At 71.9% G+C, this 14553-nt stretch carries 15 protein-coding genes; 2 read left to right on the forward strand and 13 right to left on the reverse strand.

Annotated features, from left to right (window positions below; genetic code table 11):
• Positions 1-101: 101 nt before the first annotated feature.
• A complete protein-coding gene (locus ER308_RS06315; RefSeq protein ID WP_131154187.1) occupies positions 102-461 on the forward strand; it encodes an Rv3235 family protein in 360 nt (119 codons plus the stop codon).
• A gap of 144 nt (positions 462-605) precedes the next feature.
• Entirely contained in the window at positions 606-1586 is a 981-nt protein-coding gene (locus ER308_RS06320) for an NUDIX domain-containing protein (RefSeq protein WP_131154188.1), read from the forward strand.
• A gap of 73 nt (positions 1587-1659) precedes the next feature.
• Here the strand turns inward: ER308_RS06320 and secA are convergent, their stop codons facing one another.
• The 13 genes from secA to ER308_RS06385 all read right to left on the reverse strand — a co-directional run bounded on the left by secA (position 1660) and on the right by ER308_RS06385 (position 14527).
• A complete protein-coding gene (gene secA, locus ER308_RS06325; RefSeq protein ID WP_131154189.1) occupies positions 1660-4617 on the reverse strand; it encodes a preprotein translocase subunit SecA in 2958 nt (985 codons plus the stop codon).
• 206 nt (positions 4618-4823) lie between these two features.
• Entirely contained in the window at positions 4824-5525 is a 702-nt protein-coding gene (locus tag ER308_RS06330; protein ID WP_131154190.1) for a response regulator, read from the reverse strand.
• A 257-nt stretch (positions 5526-5782) separates the two neighbouring features.
• The gene (hpf, locus tag ER308_RS06335; protein WP_131154191.1) at positions 5783-6421 is read right to left on the reverse strand and encodes a ribosome hibernation-promoting factor, HPF/YfiA family; all 639 of its coding nucleotides are present in this window, start codon (positions 6419-6421) and stop codon (positions 5783-5785) included.
• Between the two features lie 376 nt (positions 6422-6797).
• On the reverse strand, positions 6798-7160 hold the full coding sequence (locus ER308_RS06340; RefSeq protein ID WP_131154192.1) for a DsrE family protein: 363 nt from the start codon (positions 7158-7160) through the stop codon (positions 6798-6800).
• A 16-nt stretch (positions 7161-7176) separates the two neighbouring features.
• On the reverse strand, positions 7177-7956 hold the full coding sequence (locus ER308_RS06345) for a methyltransferase domain-containing protein (RefSeq protein ID WP_272483563.1): 780 nt from the start codon (positions 7954-7956) through the stop codon (positions 7177-7179).
• 109 nt (positions 7957-8065) lie between these two features.
• Positions 8066-9277 (reverse strand): methyltransferase domain-containing protein, encoded by a 1212-nt coding sequence (locus ER308_RS06350; protein ID WP_131154194.1) that lies wholly within the window; start codon positions 9275-9277, stop codon positions 8066-8068.
• Positions 9274-9537, reverse strand: coding sequence for an anti-sigma factor family protein (locus ER308_RS06355; RefSeq protein WP_205745941.1), 264 nt, complete (start codon positions 9535-9537; stop codon positions 9274-9276). Before ER308_RS06355 ends, ER308_RS06350 begins: the two co-directional genes overlap by 4 nt.
• Positions 9534-10208, reverse strand: coding sequence for a sigma-70 family RNA polymerase sigma factor (locus tag ER308_RS06360; RefSeq protein ID WP_205745942.1), 675 nt, complete (start codon positions 10206-10208; stop codon positions 9534-9536). Before ER308_RS06360 ends, ER308_RS06355 begins: the two co-directional genes overlap by 4 nt.
• Positions 10209-10439: 231 nt before the next feature.
• Positions 10440-11138 (reverse strand): ComF family protein, encoded by a 699-nt coding sequence (locus ER308_RS06365; RefSeq protein WP_131154196.1) that lies wholly within the window; start codon positions 11136-11138, stop codon positions 10440-10442.
• Between the two features lie 39 nt (positions 11139-11177).
• Positions 11178-12257: an S-methyl-5-thioribose-1-phosphate isomerase gene (gene mtnA, locus ER308_RS06370; RefSeq protein WP_131154197.1), complete on the reverse strand. Its 1080-nt coding sequence runs from the start codon at positions 12255-12257 to the stop codon at positions 11178-11180.
• A gap of 292 nt (positions 12258-12549) precedes the next feature.
• Positions 12550-13398: an ATP phosphoribosyltransferase gene (gene hisG / locus ER308_RS06375; RefSeq protein ID WP_131154198.1), complete on the reverse strand. Its 849-nt coding sequence runs from the start codon at positions 13396-13398 to the stop codon at positions 12550-12552.
• A gap of 14 nt (positions 13399-13412) precedes the next feature.
• Complete coding sequence (hisE, locus tag ER308_RS06380) at positions 13413-13712, reverse strand: phosphoribosyl-ATP diphosphatase (RefSeq protein WP_131154199.1); 300 nt, start codon at positions 13710-13712, stop codon at positions 13413-13415.
• A complete protein-coding gene (locus ER308_RS06385) occupies positions 13709-14527 on the reverse strand; it encodes a purine-nucleoside phosphorylase (RefSeq protein ID WP_131154200.1) in 819 nt (272 codons plus the stop codon). The genes hisE and ER308_RS06385 overlap by 4 nt, the downstream gene beginning before the upstream one ends.
• Positions 14528-14553: the final 26 nt, after the last annotated feature.

Genomic DNA, 14553 nt, shown 5'->3' on the forward strand with positions numbered 1-14553 from the left:
CCACGACTCACCCCGGAAGCGCCAGCTCGCCCCCGTCCGCACCGCTCACCCGGTCGACGCCCCGCCCACAGCCTCAACCGCCCACCGCACGGCTGGCGCGCATGGCTCGGGCGTTCGCGCACCTCTACCTGGAGGTCGAACGCGGCGCGCGCCCGCACCGGCAGCTGCAGCGCCTGCTCTGCCCCGTGCTCTACGCGCGCCTGCCGGAGGTCTGGGTGCGCCCCCACGCGCCGCCGCCGCAGCTGCGGACGGTCACGGGTTGCCGAACGGCCCCGGGATCCTTCGAGGCGGTCGCGACCGTGACCCGAGGGCACCGGGTCGGTGCGCTCGCGTTCCGCCTCCGGCGAACCTCGGCGGGCTGGCGGGTCGACGAGCTGTGCCGGCCGGAGCACGGCCCCCTCCCCGATCCACCGTTCCCGGTCCCCGTCGACGAACCTGACGTGTTCGACCTGGTGCCGTGAGGCGCTGCGCCTCGACGCCCACGTCGCCAGGAGAGCGTGTCAGCGACCACAGCGGCGCTACGCTGCCCGAATGAGTGTGCACCTGTCCGCCTCCACCCGTCCGGGTGACCGCCCCGGCCCCACCGAGTCGGGCCCGCACGAGGCATGACCGCCACCGATCCTGCAGGGGTGTCGTCGGTGGCCGCGCGCTGGCTCGGCGAGCTCCTGCCGGCAGCCGCCCCCGTCGCCACGACCGACGAGCTGCTGGCGGCCAGCCTGGAGGCCGCCGGCCGCCCGGTGTCGCGAACGGACGGTCCTGCCCTGCCCCCGGCCGGGTCCGTGCGCGGGGTCGCGCTCCTCGACGAGCAGCTGACCGACGACCCCAGGGGCCCCGAGACGCAGCTCGAGCTGCTCGCGCGGACGCTCGAGCCCGCCGGCGTGATCGTCGCGACGCTCACCAACCGCGGGTACGCCGAGGCGCACGGCCACGCGGCCCACGCGCACGCGGTCACCGGGGCGCAGGCGGCACGTTTGCTGGGGCAGCGGGGCTTCACGGTCGAAGCGCAGATCGCGCCCGGCGCCGCCGCGCGGGTTCGTGGCGAGCCCGCCACGGTCGATACCCGGGCCGACGCGGCCCCGGGGCTGGCCGATGCCGCGCCCGTCCTGCTGGTCGCCGCGCGGGCACCAGCGTCCTTCGAGGATCGTGCGGCGACGTTCTTCGCGACGTTGCCCCGCCACGTACTCGCGGCCGCGGTGCTCTGCCGGGAACTCAACGGGCGGATGCTGATCGTCCACGACGTCTTCAAGGGGGCCTGGACCATCCCCGGCGGTGTCGTCGAACCCGACGAACGTCCCAGCGACGCCGCGGCGCGGGAAGCGTGGGAGGAGGCCGGCGTGCGCGTCGACGTGGGACGTGTCCTCGGGCTCTTCGCCGCGCGGCGACCCGACCGGGCGATCGTCGTCTACGACGCGTGGCCGTCGGCGGGCGGCGCCGTCGACCCCGAGCCGCAGAACGTCTACGAGAGCGACGCCGCGGCCTGGGTCACCGTCGACGAGGCGCTGGCGCGGATCGCGCCTCACGTGGCGTTCCAGGTCCGCCGCTGCCTGGACGAGCCCGGCGGCACGCACTGGCAGGCCCGTGCCTGACAACGGCGGCTGATGCCTCGGCCGCGCGCGCCGGGTCGCGATGCGCTGCCGGCTCAGGCCGATTCGGCACCCGTCATGCGGCCCCGTGGCACTTCTTGTACTTGCGACCGGACCCGCACGGGCACTGGTCGTTGCGCCCGATCTTGTTCTCCTTGACGACCGTCGTCTGCGCGGGCTGCCGCTGGTTCTGCGTCCGGGCCTGCGCCGCGACGGCGGCACCCGGCCTGCCGGCTCCCGTGCCGACGCGACCGCCGCTGGTGGACACGGTGTACGAGCCGCTGCCCTTGTTCGGTGCCGAGTAGCTGAGCTGGCTCGGGTCGGGGCCGTCCTCCTCGGACGCGGACTCGGACTCGAGCGCGGGGCGGCGGACCTCGCCGCGCCGGCGCTGCGTGCCCTGCCCGCCGGACCCGCTCTCGCGTCCCGTCGCGGCGTCGCCAGCACCGTCGGCGGCGGGCTCCCCGCGCGCGTCCGGGGCGCTCGAGGCGGCGTTCCCGTCGGCCTCGGCGTCCGAGGCCTGCGAGGCCTGCTGCTCCTCGGGCTTCTCGACCGGCAGGTTGAAGAAGTATCCGGCGGCCTCCAGCTTGATGCGCTCCATCATCGCGTTGAACGCGTCGCGGGCCTCCCGGGTGTACTCCACGAGCGGGTCCCGCTGGCCGACGGCGCGCAGGCCGATCCCGTCACGCAACTGGTCCATCTCGTAGAGGTGCTCGCGCCACATCCGGTCGACGACGCTGAGGGTCACGCGGCGCTCCACCTTGCGCAGCAGGTCGCTGCCGAGATCCTCCTCCCGCTCGGCGTACCGCGCCCGCGCGTCCTCGACGAGCATCCGCTGCAGCTGGTTCTGTTCGAGGTTCTCGAGGTCCAGCTCCCCACGATCGACCTGCACGTCCCAGATCCGCCCGAGCTCGTTCCACAGCTCCTCGAGACGCCACTCCTCGGGGTACTGCTTCTCCGGCGCGTACTCCGTGACGAGCCCGGCGACCGCGTCCTCGATGAACTGCCAGGCGATCTCGGCGACGCGCTCGTCGGCGCCCTCCAGCACCTCGTCGCGCTGCTCGTAGATGAGCTTGCGCTGCTGGTTCATCACGTCGTCGTACTTGAGCACCGTCTTGCGGCGCTCGAAGTTCACCGACTCGACCTGGGTCTGCGCGCGCTGGACGGCACGACTGACCATCTTGTGCTCGATGGGCACGTCGTCGGGCAGCTTGAGGCGGTTCATGATCGAGTCGACCGCGCTCGCGTTGAACACCCGCATGAGGTCGTCCTCGAGCGAGAGGTAGAACCGCGACTCGCCGGGATCGCCCTGCCGGCCGGAGCGACCGCGCAACTGGTTGTCGATGCGACGCGACTCGTGACGCTCGGTACCGAGCACGTAGAGGCCGCCGAGCTCCTTGACCTTCTCGCCCTCGGCCTTCGTCTCCGCGGCGAAGCGCTCGAGCTGCTCCTCGTACACCCGCTGGAAGTCGTCGCCGTCGATCTCCTCGTCCTCGGGGCCCCCGCCGAGCTGGCGTCGGGCCTCCTCGTCGGCGAGGAACTCGGGGTTGCCGCCGAGCATGATGTCTACGCCGCGACCGGCCATGTTCGTCGCCACGGTGACCGCGCCGATGCGGCCGGCCTGTGCGATGATCTCGGCTTCCTTGAAGTGGTTCTTCGCGTTGAGGATCTCGTGCGGGATCCCGCGCTGGGCCATGAGCTCCGAGATCTGCTCCGACTTCTCGATCGAGGTCGTCCCGACGAGCACCGGCTGGCCGCGCTCGTGACGCTCGGCGATGTCGTCGGCCGCGGCCGTGAACTTCGCCTCCGAGGTCTTGTAGATGAAGTCGGGCTGGTCCACGCGGATCATCGGCTCGTTCGTGGGGACCTGCACGACGCCGCAGTTGTAGATGTGGGCGAACTCGCCCTCCTCGGTCTTGGCGGTCCCGGTCATGCCCGCGAGCGTCGAGTAGTTGCGGAAGTAGTTCTGCAGCGTGATCGAGGCGAGCGTCTGGTTCTCCGCCTTGATCTCGACGCCCTCCTTCGCCTCGATCGCCTGGTGCAGGCCCTCGGAGTACCGCCGCCCGGTGAGCACGCGACCGGTGAACTCGTCGACGATGTGGACCTCGCCGTCGGTGACGACGTACTCCTGGTCGCGGCGGAACAGCTCCTTGGCCTTCACGGCGTTGTTGAGGTGGTGGATGAGGGGGGTGTTCACCGACTCGTACAGGTTCTCGACGCCCAGGATCTCCTCGACCCGGCTGACGCCCTCGTCGGTGATCGAGACGGTGCGCTTGGCCTCGTCCACCTCGTAGTGACGGTCGCGTTCGAGCTTGGGGGCGACGCGCTTGGCGAAGACCTCGTACCACTCGCTGTGCTGGTCGGCGGGACCGGAGATGATCAGCGGGGTCCGCGCCTCGTCGATCAGGATCGAGTCCGCCTCGTCGACGATCGCGAACCCGTGGCCACGCTGGACCTTCTGCTCGGGGCGCTGGACCATGCGGTCCCGCAGGAAATCGAAGCCGAACTCGTTGTTCGTCCCGTAGGTGATGTCGCAGGCGTACGCACGTCGCTTGTCGGCCTTCTTCTGCCCGCTGAAGACCAGGCCGGTCTCGAGGCCGAGGAAGGTGTAGATCCGACCCATCCACTCGGCGTCGCGGGCGGCCAGGTAGGGGTTGACCGTGACGACGTGAACGCTCTCGCCCGACAGCGCGTTCAGGTAGACCGGCATGGTCGACGTGAGGGTCTTGCCCTCGCCGGTCTTCATCTCGGCGACGTCGCCCTCGTGCAGGGCGATGGCGCCGAGGACCTGGACATCGAACGGGCGCTGCTCGAGGACCCGCCAGGCGGCCTCGCGCACGACCGCGAACGCTTCCGGCAGGAGATCGTCGAGCTCCGCGCCCTCCTCGTAGCGAGTGCGGAACTCGTCGGTCTTCGCACGCAGTTCGTCGTCGTCGAGTTCGCGCACCGCGTCCTCGAGCTCGCTCACGTCGGCGACGCGACCCTCGAGCTGTTTGACCCGGCGACCTTCGCCCAACCGCAGAATTTTCTCGAGCACGACGCCTCCAGAAACGGGATCCGCCCTTCAGTGTAGGTCGGCGGCGGGGTGCTGCGTCCCGCGGTCGCGTGCCTCCCCGGACGGGCCGCCTCCCCGATGGGCACCGGGCGAGGTGCGTAGCCGGACCCACGGTCCCAGCCGCGTCCCATCTCCGGCGTGCTGCGCGTTCCGAGCGCGCAGCAGTCCCGACCGGAGCCGCGGGCTGGCTACTTGATGTCGAGGAGCTTCTCACGCACCGCGTAGACCACGGCCTCCATCCGCGAGTGCAGGTGCAGCTTCTCGAGGATGTTGCGCACGTGGTTCTTGACCGTGTTCTCGCTGATGAACAGTTCGCGGGCGATCTCACGGTTGCCCAGCCCCTGCGCGACGAGGGAGAGGACCTCCATCTCCCGCTCGGTGAGCTTGGGGGCGGGGACCTGCTCCTTCTCCTCGCCCTTCTTCGCCATCGAGGCGAACTCGTCGAGGAGCTTCGAGGCCATCGACGGCGTGATCAGCGACTGGCCGGCGTGCACCGCACGGACGGCGTCGGCGACCTCGTCGATCGAGATCTCCTTCAGCAGGTAGCCGCTCGCCCCCGCTTTGATCGCCTCGTAGAGATCCTCCTCCTCGTCACTGATCGTGAGCATCAGGATCTTCGCCTGCGGGATCGCCTGCTTGATCTCGCGCGTCGCCTCGATGCCCGACACCGTCGGCATGCGCACGTCCATCAGGACAAGGTCGGGCTGGTGGGAGGTCGCAAGCCGCACCGCCTCGTCGCCGTCACCGGCCTCGGCGAGCACGTCGATGTCGGGTTCGCTCGACAGCACCATCTCGAGACCCCGTCGGAACAGGGAATGGTCGTCCGCGATCAGGACGCCGAGCATGCCGTCCTCGGCGTCGGACGATTCGTTGGCAGAGGCCTCGCTCATGGTTGCCCTCACGTCGTGAGCTGCTCGTCGGTGACCGGCACGTCACGCGTCCACAGCGTCCCTCGGCCGGGGGCTCCCCGAGCAACACCGCGGACAGTCACGGAGTCTAGCCCCGCAGGGGATGCGCCGCGCGACCACCGGGACCCGATGGGCTACGGGAGCATCACCCTTTCGGGCCACCCCGTGGGAGGTATCGGCAGGTTCGCGCGCCGACTTCAGTCATCGACCGGGTGACCGACCGTGTCCCCGGGCGTGCGCTACGCCTGCGCTTCGGGCGCGGCCTGCTCAGCCGGCTCGATCAGCCCGAGGTCGCCGTCGCGCCGACGGTAGAGGACGTTCTCCCGGCCCGTGGCGGAGTTGGTGAAGAAGAAGAAGTCGTGGCCGAGCAACTCCAACTGCAGCGCCGCCTCCTCCGGCAGCATCGGTCCGATCTCGAACTGCTTGTGGCGAACGATGCGCGGACTCGGCTCGACCTCGGCAGCCACAGACTCGGGTGAGGGGCCGGCCTCCGCAGGGCCGTCGCCGTTCGCCGCCTCGACGAGTTGGGGAGGCAGCATCTCGGTGGAGGACGGTTCTGCGTTGCCCGCTTTGCGCCGCCGGTCCACGAGACGCGCCTTGTACTTGCGCAACTGGCGCTCGAATCGACCGACGGCGGCTTCGACGGCCCCGCGGTGATCGGCCCCCGCCCCTCGCGCGCGGATGTGGTGGCCCTTGGTTCGTGCCGTGATCTCGACGACCGCCGGCTCCGGAATGCGCGGGTTCTGCTCCTCGCTGAACAGCATCTCGATGCCCAGCAGACGATCGAAGAACCGCGTGGCGTGCTGGACCCGGGCCACCGCATCGTCCTTGAGCCGCTCGGAGACGTCGCAGTCCTTCGTCTTGACGATCACGTCCATGCCGCTCCCCTATCGTCGGCTGCGCATCGAGTGCCACTCGGTGCCCTTTCGACGACGCGCCGACACCGCCGGCGCCGTCGACCCGCTCCTCGCCGCCGTGCCCGTCGATCCCGTCGGCCCGTGGGGGCGGGGGATCGATGATCGGGCCGGCGTGGCACCAACGGCCGTCCGCGACGGCCAGGAGTGGCCGCGTTCGCGGGGCAGCCGGGGGCCGGGCAGTGGGATGCGAATGGATCGCGGCCACACGGTGCGCATGTCGACCGGAGGCCTCGGGAGGGTGCAGCCATCCGGTGGTGCGGTCACATCCACCTCGCGGTAGGGCGACGGGCTCGCATCCTACCCCTGATCGGCGGTGTCCACGCGCCGCGTGTCGGTGTCAGTAGCTGAAGGTCGTGGCGCCGTCGCCGATCCATTCCCAGAGCGGCACGGTTCCCTGGATCTCGGCGTTGGGCAGCAGGTCACCCTTGTCGAGCTGACGAGCGTTGAAGCAGACGGGGCACACGTAGTACTGACCGCCCGCATCGGCGTACCGCTTCATCAGGTCCGGCAAGGGCGGACAGCCGTCGCAGGCGACGCCGACCGCCACCCCCTCCTGCGCGAGCCGCACCGCCTCCTTGGTCAGGAACATCAGGGGCGGCCGTCCCGACTCGGCGGCGCCCACCGCGACGAGGAACGCCACGGTGACGGTCTCGGCGTCCTCGAGTCCGGTGGTGAGGCTGATCACGCTCTTGTCCGACATTCCGGCCTCCTTGTCGTCACTGCTCGGGTTTGCGGGCGCGTATCGGGTACCCGAAGGTGCCGAACGCCCGCGCCTTCTCCTCGCCGCTGGCACCAGCGAACGTGTCCGTGGCCGGGCCGAACTCGACGTCGACGAACCCGGCCTGCTCGATGACCGCCTGCCACCCTGCGCACGGCAGGGCACCGGCGATTCAAGCGGTCCAGAGGTCGACGTCGGCTCTGGCTTCGTCGGGGACCGGCTGTTCCAGGCAGATGTCGCTGATCTGGAGGCGCCCACCGGGACGCAGGACTCGGAAGAGCTCCCCGTAGCCGGCGGCCTTGTCCGGCACGAGGTTCATGACGCCGTTCGAGATGACGACGTCCGCCCAGCCGTCGGGCAGCGGCATGTCCTCGATGACGCCCTCGTGGAACGTCACGTGGTCGAGTTGCTGCTCGGCGGCGGCACTTCGAGCACGGACGAGCATGGCGTCGTTCATGTCGACCCCGACCACCTCGCCCTCCGCGCCCACCGCTCGAGCGGCGATCAGAGCGTCGGCGCCGGCCCCGGAGCCGACGTCGACGACCCGCTCCCCCCGAGCGGGCAGGCCCCAGTGGAAGACGTTCGCGACTCCTGCGAACGCATCGACAGCATCGACGGGCAGGCCATCGACGAGATCAGCTCGGTAGCCGAGGTGGTCCATCGCCGGCCGTCCGGTGTGGAAGTGGTGCTCGGCCTCGGGTTCCTCGGCCACCTCCTTGTACTTCAGGGTGATCTCGCTGCGTAGCCGGTCGACGTCCACCGGCACATGGCTACTCATCTCACCAACCCCTCCCTGGTCGTGGTCGCGTCACCCGTCAGGACGACAGCCGCGGCCGACACATTGCATCGGAGCGCGGGAAGGGCCCGACCCGGCCGGTCCGAGTCGGTCAGGGCAGGAGGCAGTCCATGCAGACGAAGCGCAGCGGCTCCGAGCCGGTGTTCTCGACTGCGTGCGGGTCGGTGGGGGCGACGGTGAACACGTCGCCGGGTTGCAGGGGCTCCTCGTCGTCGCTCAGGCGGAGTCGGCCCTGGCCGCTGACCATGACCGCCTCGTGCGCCTGGGGATGGGTGTGGAAGGGCGTCGACTCGCCCACCGCCACGTCGAGGACCTTGAGCTCCACGTCGTCGTCCTCGACGCGTTTCAGGTGGCGCACGGTCACTCCGGGAGCCTCGACCGAGTCGGGGTGGATCGCGTCGAGCGGCCGACGGGTCGTCGCGAAGCTCGCGGGTGAGGCGGCACCGCTGCTCGCGCCGTCGACGCGCTGCGCTCCACGGGGCTGCGGACCAGCGGGCACCGCCGGGTCGCTGGGCCGTTCGGCCCGTACGATCACCCCCTGGGCGACCCGCTCCTGCGCGGAGGTGGGGATGAGACGCCGCATGAGATCGACCACTTCGGGGGGAAACAGCGGGTAGGCGGCAACCTCGTCGATCCCGAACGGCGTGTGCTCGCTCACGGCCACCCCCGCCAGGCCGGCACGGCGCAGCTTCTTGCTGAGCACCTGCTCGGAGAGGGCACCGGCGATGCATCCGGCCCAGGCGGCCCCGCTGGCGAGGACCTCGGGCGGGAGCTCGCCTTCGACGATGAGGTCGGCGACCACGAGACGTCCGCCGGGGCGGAGCACCCGGGCGATCTCGGCGATCGCGCGGCTCTTGCGTGGCGAGAGGTTCAGCACCCCGTTCGAGATGACGACGTCCACGGACGTCGATGGCAGGGGCAGCGCCTCCATCTCGCCGACCAGGAACGTGCAACGATCGGCGACCCCCGCGTCGCCGGCCAGCCGGTGGGCGCGCTCGACCATCTCGGGCAGCGCGTCCACGCCCAGCACGCGACCGGTGGGTCCCACCCGACGAGCGGCGAGCAGGCTGTCGATCCCTCCGCCACAGCCGACGTCCAGCACGCGCTCGCCAGCAACGGGATCGGCGCTCCGCACGGGGTTGCCGACCCCGAGGGCCCATTCGATCGCGGCCCCGGGCAAGGCGTCGAGCTGGTCGGCAGCGTAGAACCGCTCGGCCACTGCCCGCCCGGCGCCGGTCCGCAGCTCCCGATAGGTCGACCGCACCACGTCGCGGATCTCGTCCTGGAACATGAGATCGCTCATGGCTCGGTACCCCTCCCCTGCGATTCGGCGAACCCGTCGATGAGGGCATCCAGCCGCTCGTGGACATCGGGCGGCAGGTGGCTCTCGGTTCTGCTGGCCAAGAGCCGGCGCAGTTCGCGCGCGAACTCGAGCTCCCCGCAGCAGCGACGGCAGAACGCGAGATGCGCCTCGAGCTGCTCCCGGTCCACACCGTCGAGGCCCTGGTCGAGGAAGTCCCAGAGCTGCGCCACGGCGTCCTGGCAGCCGATCGGTGTCGTCACGGGCCCACTCCCCTCGCTCCCCCCGCCGCGTTGGTCCCTTCAGGTCCCCGCGGGGGGCCGCTGCCGGATGCGGGGGCGCTCGCGGTCCCCGAGCCGGCCGCGGTCAGCTCACTCAACAACCCGGACTCCTCGGCATAGCTCCACATCTCGCGTTCGAACCGGTGGCGCCCACGGTGCAGCTGGGAGAGCACCGTCCCGAGCGGAAGCTCCAGCATCTCGGCGATCTCGGCGGTGGCGAAGCCCTCGACGTAGCGCAGGACCAGCGGGCCTCGATACTTGGCCGGCAGGCGCTGCAGTACGAGGTGCACGTCCTCCTCGCTGAACGCACCGAGGAAGTCGATGTGCAGGGTGTCGGAGTAGGGCGCCGGATCCTCCTCGATGAGTGTCCGGTAGAGCGAGAAGCCCTCCTCCTCGTCGACCAACACCTCCCCCGGATCCCGATAGCCCTTGCGGAGCCTGTCGCGCCAGACGTTGGTGAGGATGACACGCAGCCACTTGGTCGCGGCCTGACGATCGCGCAGCGAGCCGTAGGACCGGCAAGCCCGCAGCAGCGCCTCCTGGACGAGGTCCTCCGCGTCGGCCCCGGCCAGTCGCCGCGCGAGCGCGTAAAGGCCCGGCAGCTCCTCGCGGGCGAGGAGCTGCAACGCCGTGCGGTCCTCGGTCTCCAGCACGAACGCTCCCGACCTCCCCCGTCCGTGGTCGACGACCATCGGCCCGCGCGGGCCGGTCGTGGACGCCCGTGTGAGCCGGTGTGCCGTCGAGCGGCAGCGACGTCATCGTCACCCGACGCGGCGCGTCTGTCCACCGCCTGGTGAGCGGAACCGGACCGCACACGCCGGGCCATGGATAAGGACGTTCGATTCCGACGCCACATTGCACGGTGCCCACCTCGACCCGTGAACTCATCCTGTTCCCAGGCGGTTTCTCGGCCGGTCGGTTGGGGCGGGCTCGGTGCGGTCCGCGGCGCCCGGGGCGTCGCGCGCACCGGGCGATTCGGCCACGGCGAGGGTGGCGACGAGAACCCGGCGTGCTCCCGCTGCCCGCAGCGCCCCGGCGGCTGCGGTCGCCGTGGCGCCGGTCGTCCGGACGTCGTCGACGAGGAGGACCCGCGGGGGCACGGGTCCGATCGCCCGGAACGCACCGACAGGGCCGGAGAGCCGCCCGGCTCGATCCTGGGTGGTCTGGTCGGGCGCGTCCCGGATGCGCCGCAGGAGGCGGCGGGCGCCCGGGCCAGCGAGCAGGCGCGGGATCTCGGCACCCCTCGCCGCGCGGCGCCGCCGGGTCGACGGCACCCACGTGACCGCCCAGGGAGCCCGCCGCGAGGGTGGGAGCGCGAGCTCGTAGCGCAGGAGCCTGCCGAGCGCGGGTGCGGCTCCGTGACGGCCGGGCGTCTTCACGTGCTTGATCGACGCCGCCACCGGACCGGCGTAGGCGTAGGCGCCGACCGCGCGCACGCCGGGAGCGAGGTCGACCGCCGCCCCGTCGTCGAGGGCGAGCTCGGGGAGCTCGGCGCCGCAGTCGGCACAGAGGCCGTCACGCGTGGGAGCGCCGCACGCCGCGCAGGAGAGCGGGAGCAGCAGGTCGACGACCGCGCGGACCATGCCGCCAGCATGCCGCGGGCGCCGCGGCCGTCGGACCGATCAATCCCGGGCCGCTGTGGACGGGGCGAGGTGCGCGGCCACCGCGTCGGTGTCGGGGTCACGGATCACACCGCGCTCGGTGACGATCGCGGTCACGAGCTCCGCGGGCGTCACGTCGAAGGCCGGGTTCGCGGCATCGCTCCCGGCTGGTGTGAGGTCGACCTGGCCCAACACTCGGCGCACCTCGTCGGGAGCCCGCTCCTCGATCGGGATGGCGGCCCCGTCGGGCGTCGCGGGATCGATGGTCGAGACGGGTGCCACCACCAGGAACGGGACGCCGTGCCGCGCCGCGAGGACCGCGAGGGGGTAGGTGCCGATCTTGTTCGCCACGTCGCCGTTGGCGGCGATCCGGTCCGAGCCGACGACGATCGCGTCCACGTGGGCGCGCCCGAGGAGCGATCCCGCGGCAGCGTCCGCGAGCACGGCGTGGGGCATGTCGAGCGCTGCGGCCTCGTAGGCGGTCAGCCGGGCGCCCTGCAGCAGCGGGCGCGTCTCGTCGACCCACAGATGGCTCAGCCGACCGTCCTCGTGCAGGGTCCGCGCCACCCCGAACGCGGTCCCGATGCCCTGGCACGCGAGCATCCCGGTGTTGCAGTGGGTCAGGACCCGGGCGGGTGTGGCCGCGAGCTCGCCGATCAGGTCCGCGCCATGGCGCCCCATGGCGCGGCACGCGACGGCGTTCGCCTCGTCGAGCTCGCGCGCGGCGGCGAGGAGCTCGCGCGGATCGTTCCCCCGGGCCGCGATGCGCTCGGCCGCCCAGCCGAGGTTCACGGCGGTCGGCCGCTGGGCAGCCAACTCGGCCGCGGCCTGCCCCGGCGACCAGCCCGTGAGCGCACCGAGCACGACCCCGTAGGCGCCGGCCACGCCAAGCGCGGGCGCTCCCCGCACCCGCAGCGACCGGATGGCCTCGGCCAGGGTCGCGAGATCCCGACAGTCGATGACGTGCACCTCGCCCGGCAGGCGGGTCTGGTCGAGCAGCCGCACGGCGGGAGGGTCGTCGACCCACGCCACGGCGAAGAGGTCGTCGGTCTGATCCGGCGCGCCGTCGTGTCCGGCGCCGGGCTCACGTGGGGTGGTCATGGCGCCAGCATCGGTCGTGGAGCACTGGCCGGCAACCTCGACCGCCGCCCCTTTGCGAGCTCCCGTGGTGCGGTTGCCCGCGCCCGCGCGAGTAACCGCACCACGCCAAGGATGCGCGCGTTGACGGCACTTAGGGGCCGTACGGTTACCCGCGCGGGCGCGGGCAACCGTTCCGACGCACCGCCTCGCCGTGCACTGTCCGCACGAACCCGCTCGCCGCGTGGGCGTCGCCCGGCGAAGCGCGTTCGATTCGAGCGGCAGCCCGACGATGGGATCGCCGCCGGGCCCGGACTCAGTCCAGCAGCGCCTGTGGTTCCAGGGCGACGATGCCGGTGGCGCCGAGCTGCCGGAGGTCGGACAGGCGCCGCCACAGCTCGTCCGCTCCCACGACGAAGTGCACCGCGACGAGGTCCGTGCGGGCGGCGAGCGGCAGCACCGTGGGGCTCTCGAGCCCGGGGAAGAGCTCGCGGAGCGCGTCCAGGCGTTCCTCGCGCACGTGCAACATCACGTAGCGGTGCTGGCGGGCGGACAGCACCGCCTCCATCCGCAGCTCGAGATCGGCGAGCTGGGCGGCCTCGTGCCTGCGCGTGAACACCGCCTCGCAAGGGCGGATCTGCTCGAGCACGCGCAGCCGGTTCGCCCGCAGGCTGCGACCGGTCTCGCGAAGATCCACGATCGCGTCGGCGAGGCCGGCGGCGCAGAAGCCCTCGAGCGAGCCGCCCATCTCGACGATCGTGACGTCCAGGCCCTTGCCCGCGAAAAACGTGCGGGTGACGTTGGGAAGGTGCGTCGCGATCACGGCCCCGTCGAGGTCGCCGGCATCGTAACGCCCGTCGTCGTCGCGGCTGGCGACCACCAGGTCGCTGCGGCTGAACCCCAGCGGACGTGTGGGCAGATCCTCGAGGCCGTGCTCCATCGCGATGTCGGTCGAGATGAACGCGCCGGCGAGCTGGCCGGCAGCGAGCGCGGCGCCCGCGTCCCGGGGGCGCATCTCGAGGAACTCGAGCTCGCCGTCGCCGGCCATGGCACCGCCGCCCTTGATCGCACCGGTGCCGTAGCCGGCGGTCTCGAGAACGGCGAGCACGTCGTCACGCAGCCGGCCCTTGCTCGGCAGCGCGATGCGGGTTGGTGTGGTCGTCATTGGCGGGTTGGTCCTCACTCGGGTCGGGGGCGGCCCCGACGCTCGGCCAGCTCCTCGAGGACGGCGTCGAGCGGCACGCCCGCGCCGACGAGCCCGGCCAGGGTATGGAACAGGACGTCGGCGGCCTCGCTCGCGACCCGCTCGCGGTCGACCTCCGGGCGCATCAGTTCGACGCCGAGTTCGAACGACTCCTCGAGGAGCTTGCGCGACACCCGCTCCGGGTCGGAGAGCAACGTCGCGGAGTACGAGCCGGGTGGGGCCTCCCGCCGACGCTCCCGGAGCACCTCCTCGAGCTCTGCCAGCGACAGGCTCACGCCCGTGCCTCGCTCTCGGCGAGCCGCGGCACCAGCGCCCCGAGGATCCGGGCGAGGCGCGGGCCGGCCTGCCCACCCACGTCGATGACCTCCTCGTGGTCGGTCGGGGTTCCCCCGGGCTGGTGCACGTTGGTGAGCAGGCTGAAGCCCGCGACGCGCAGCCCCGCCGCCCGCGCGGCGATCACCTCGCACACGGTGGACATGCCGACGGCGTGCGCCCCGATGGTCCGCAGGTAGGCGATCTCCGCCGGTGTCTCGAAGCTCGGGCCGACCAGTCCCGCGTACACCCCCTCGCGCAGCGTCTCCCCGACCTCGTCGGCCGCCCCGTGCGCCGCCGCGCGGAGCTCCGGGTCGTAGGCCGAGCTCATGTCGAGGAAGTGCGGCGCCGTCTGCCCGATCAGCGGGTTGCGGCCGGTGAGATTCAAGTGGTCGGTGATCAGCATCAGGTCGCCCGGGTCCGGGTCGGCCGGCGTGCCGGACGCGATCCCACCCGCCGCATTGGTCGGGACGAACGTGTGAACTCCCAGCGCGGCCGCGGCCTCGACCACCGCGACGACCTCCGCGACGTCGCGACCCTCGTAGAGGTGCACGCGCCCCTGCTGGCACAGGACGGGGACTCCGCGCAGGGTGCCCGCGAGGAGCCGGCCCGCGTGCCCGGGCACCGTCGTGTCGGGCAGGCCCACGTCGGCGAACGGCATGACGACGGGGTCGGCGACCTCGTCGGCCAGTCCGCCCAGGCCGGAGCCGAGCGTCAGCAGCACGCGCGGCTCGCGGCCGTCGAGGTGTGCGGCGATGCGGTCAGCGGGGTCGGTCACGGTGGTATCTCCTGTGCCGGGAAGGG

This window comes from Egibacter rhizosphaerae (genome assembly GCF_004322855.1).
Taxonomy (GTDB): Bacteria; Actinomycetota; Nitriliruptoria; order Euzebyales; family Egibacteraceae; genus Egibacter; species Egibacter rhizosphaerae.

Bases quoted from the DNA above. Each gene is read 5' to 3' on its own strand.
- hpf (WP_131154191.1), bottom strand. From the start codon at position 6,421: ATGGACGTGATCGTCAAGACGAAGGACTGCGACGTCTCCGAGCGGCTC.
- ER308_RS06330 (WP_131154190.1), bottom strand. From the start codon at position 5,525: ATGAGCGAGGCCTCTGCCAACGAATCGTCCGACGCCGAGGACGGCATG.
- ER308_RS06315 (WP_131154187.1), top strand. From the start codon at position 102: ATGGCTCGGGCGTTCGCGCACCTCTACCTGGAGGTCGAACGCGGCGCG.
- hisG (WP_131154198.1), bottom strand. From the start codon at position 13,398: ATGACGACCACACCAACCCGCATCGCGCTGCCGAGCAAGGGCCGGCTG.
- mtnA (WP_131154197.1), bottom strand. From the start codon at position 12,257: ATGACCACCCCACGTGAGCCCGGCGCCGGACACGACGGCGCGCCGGAT.
- ER308_RS06365 (WP_131154196.1), bottom strand. From the start codon at position 11,138: ATGGTCCGCGCGGTCGTCGACCTGCTGCTCCCGCTCTCCTGCGCGGCG.
- ER308_RS06350 (WP_131154194.1), bottom strand. From the start codon at position 9,277: ATGAGCGATCTCATGTTCCAGGACGAGATCCGCGACGTGGTGCGGTCG.
- ER308_RS06320 (WP_131154188.1), top strand. From the start codon at position 606: ATGACCGCCACCGATCCTGCAGGGGTGTCGTCGGTGGCCGCGCGCTGG.
- ER308_RS06340 (WP_131154192.1), bottom strand. From the start codon at position 7,160: ATGTCGGACAAGAGCGTGATCAGCCTCACCACCGGACTCGAGGACGCC.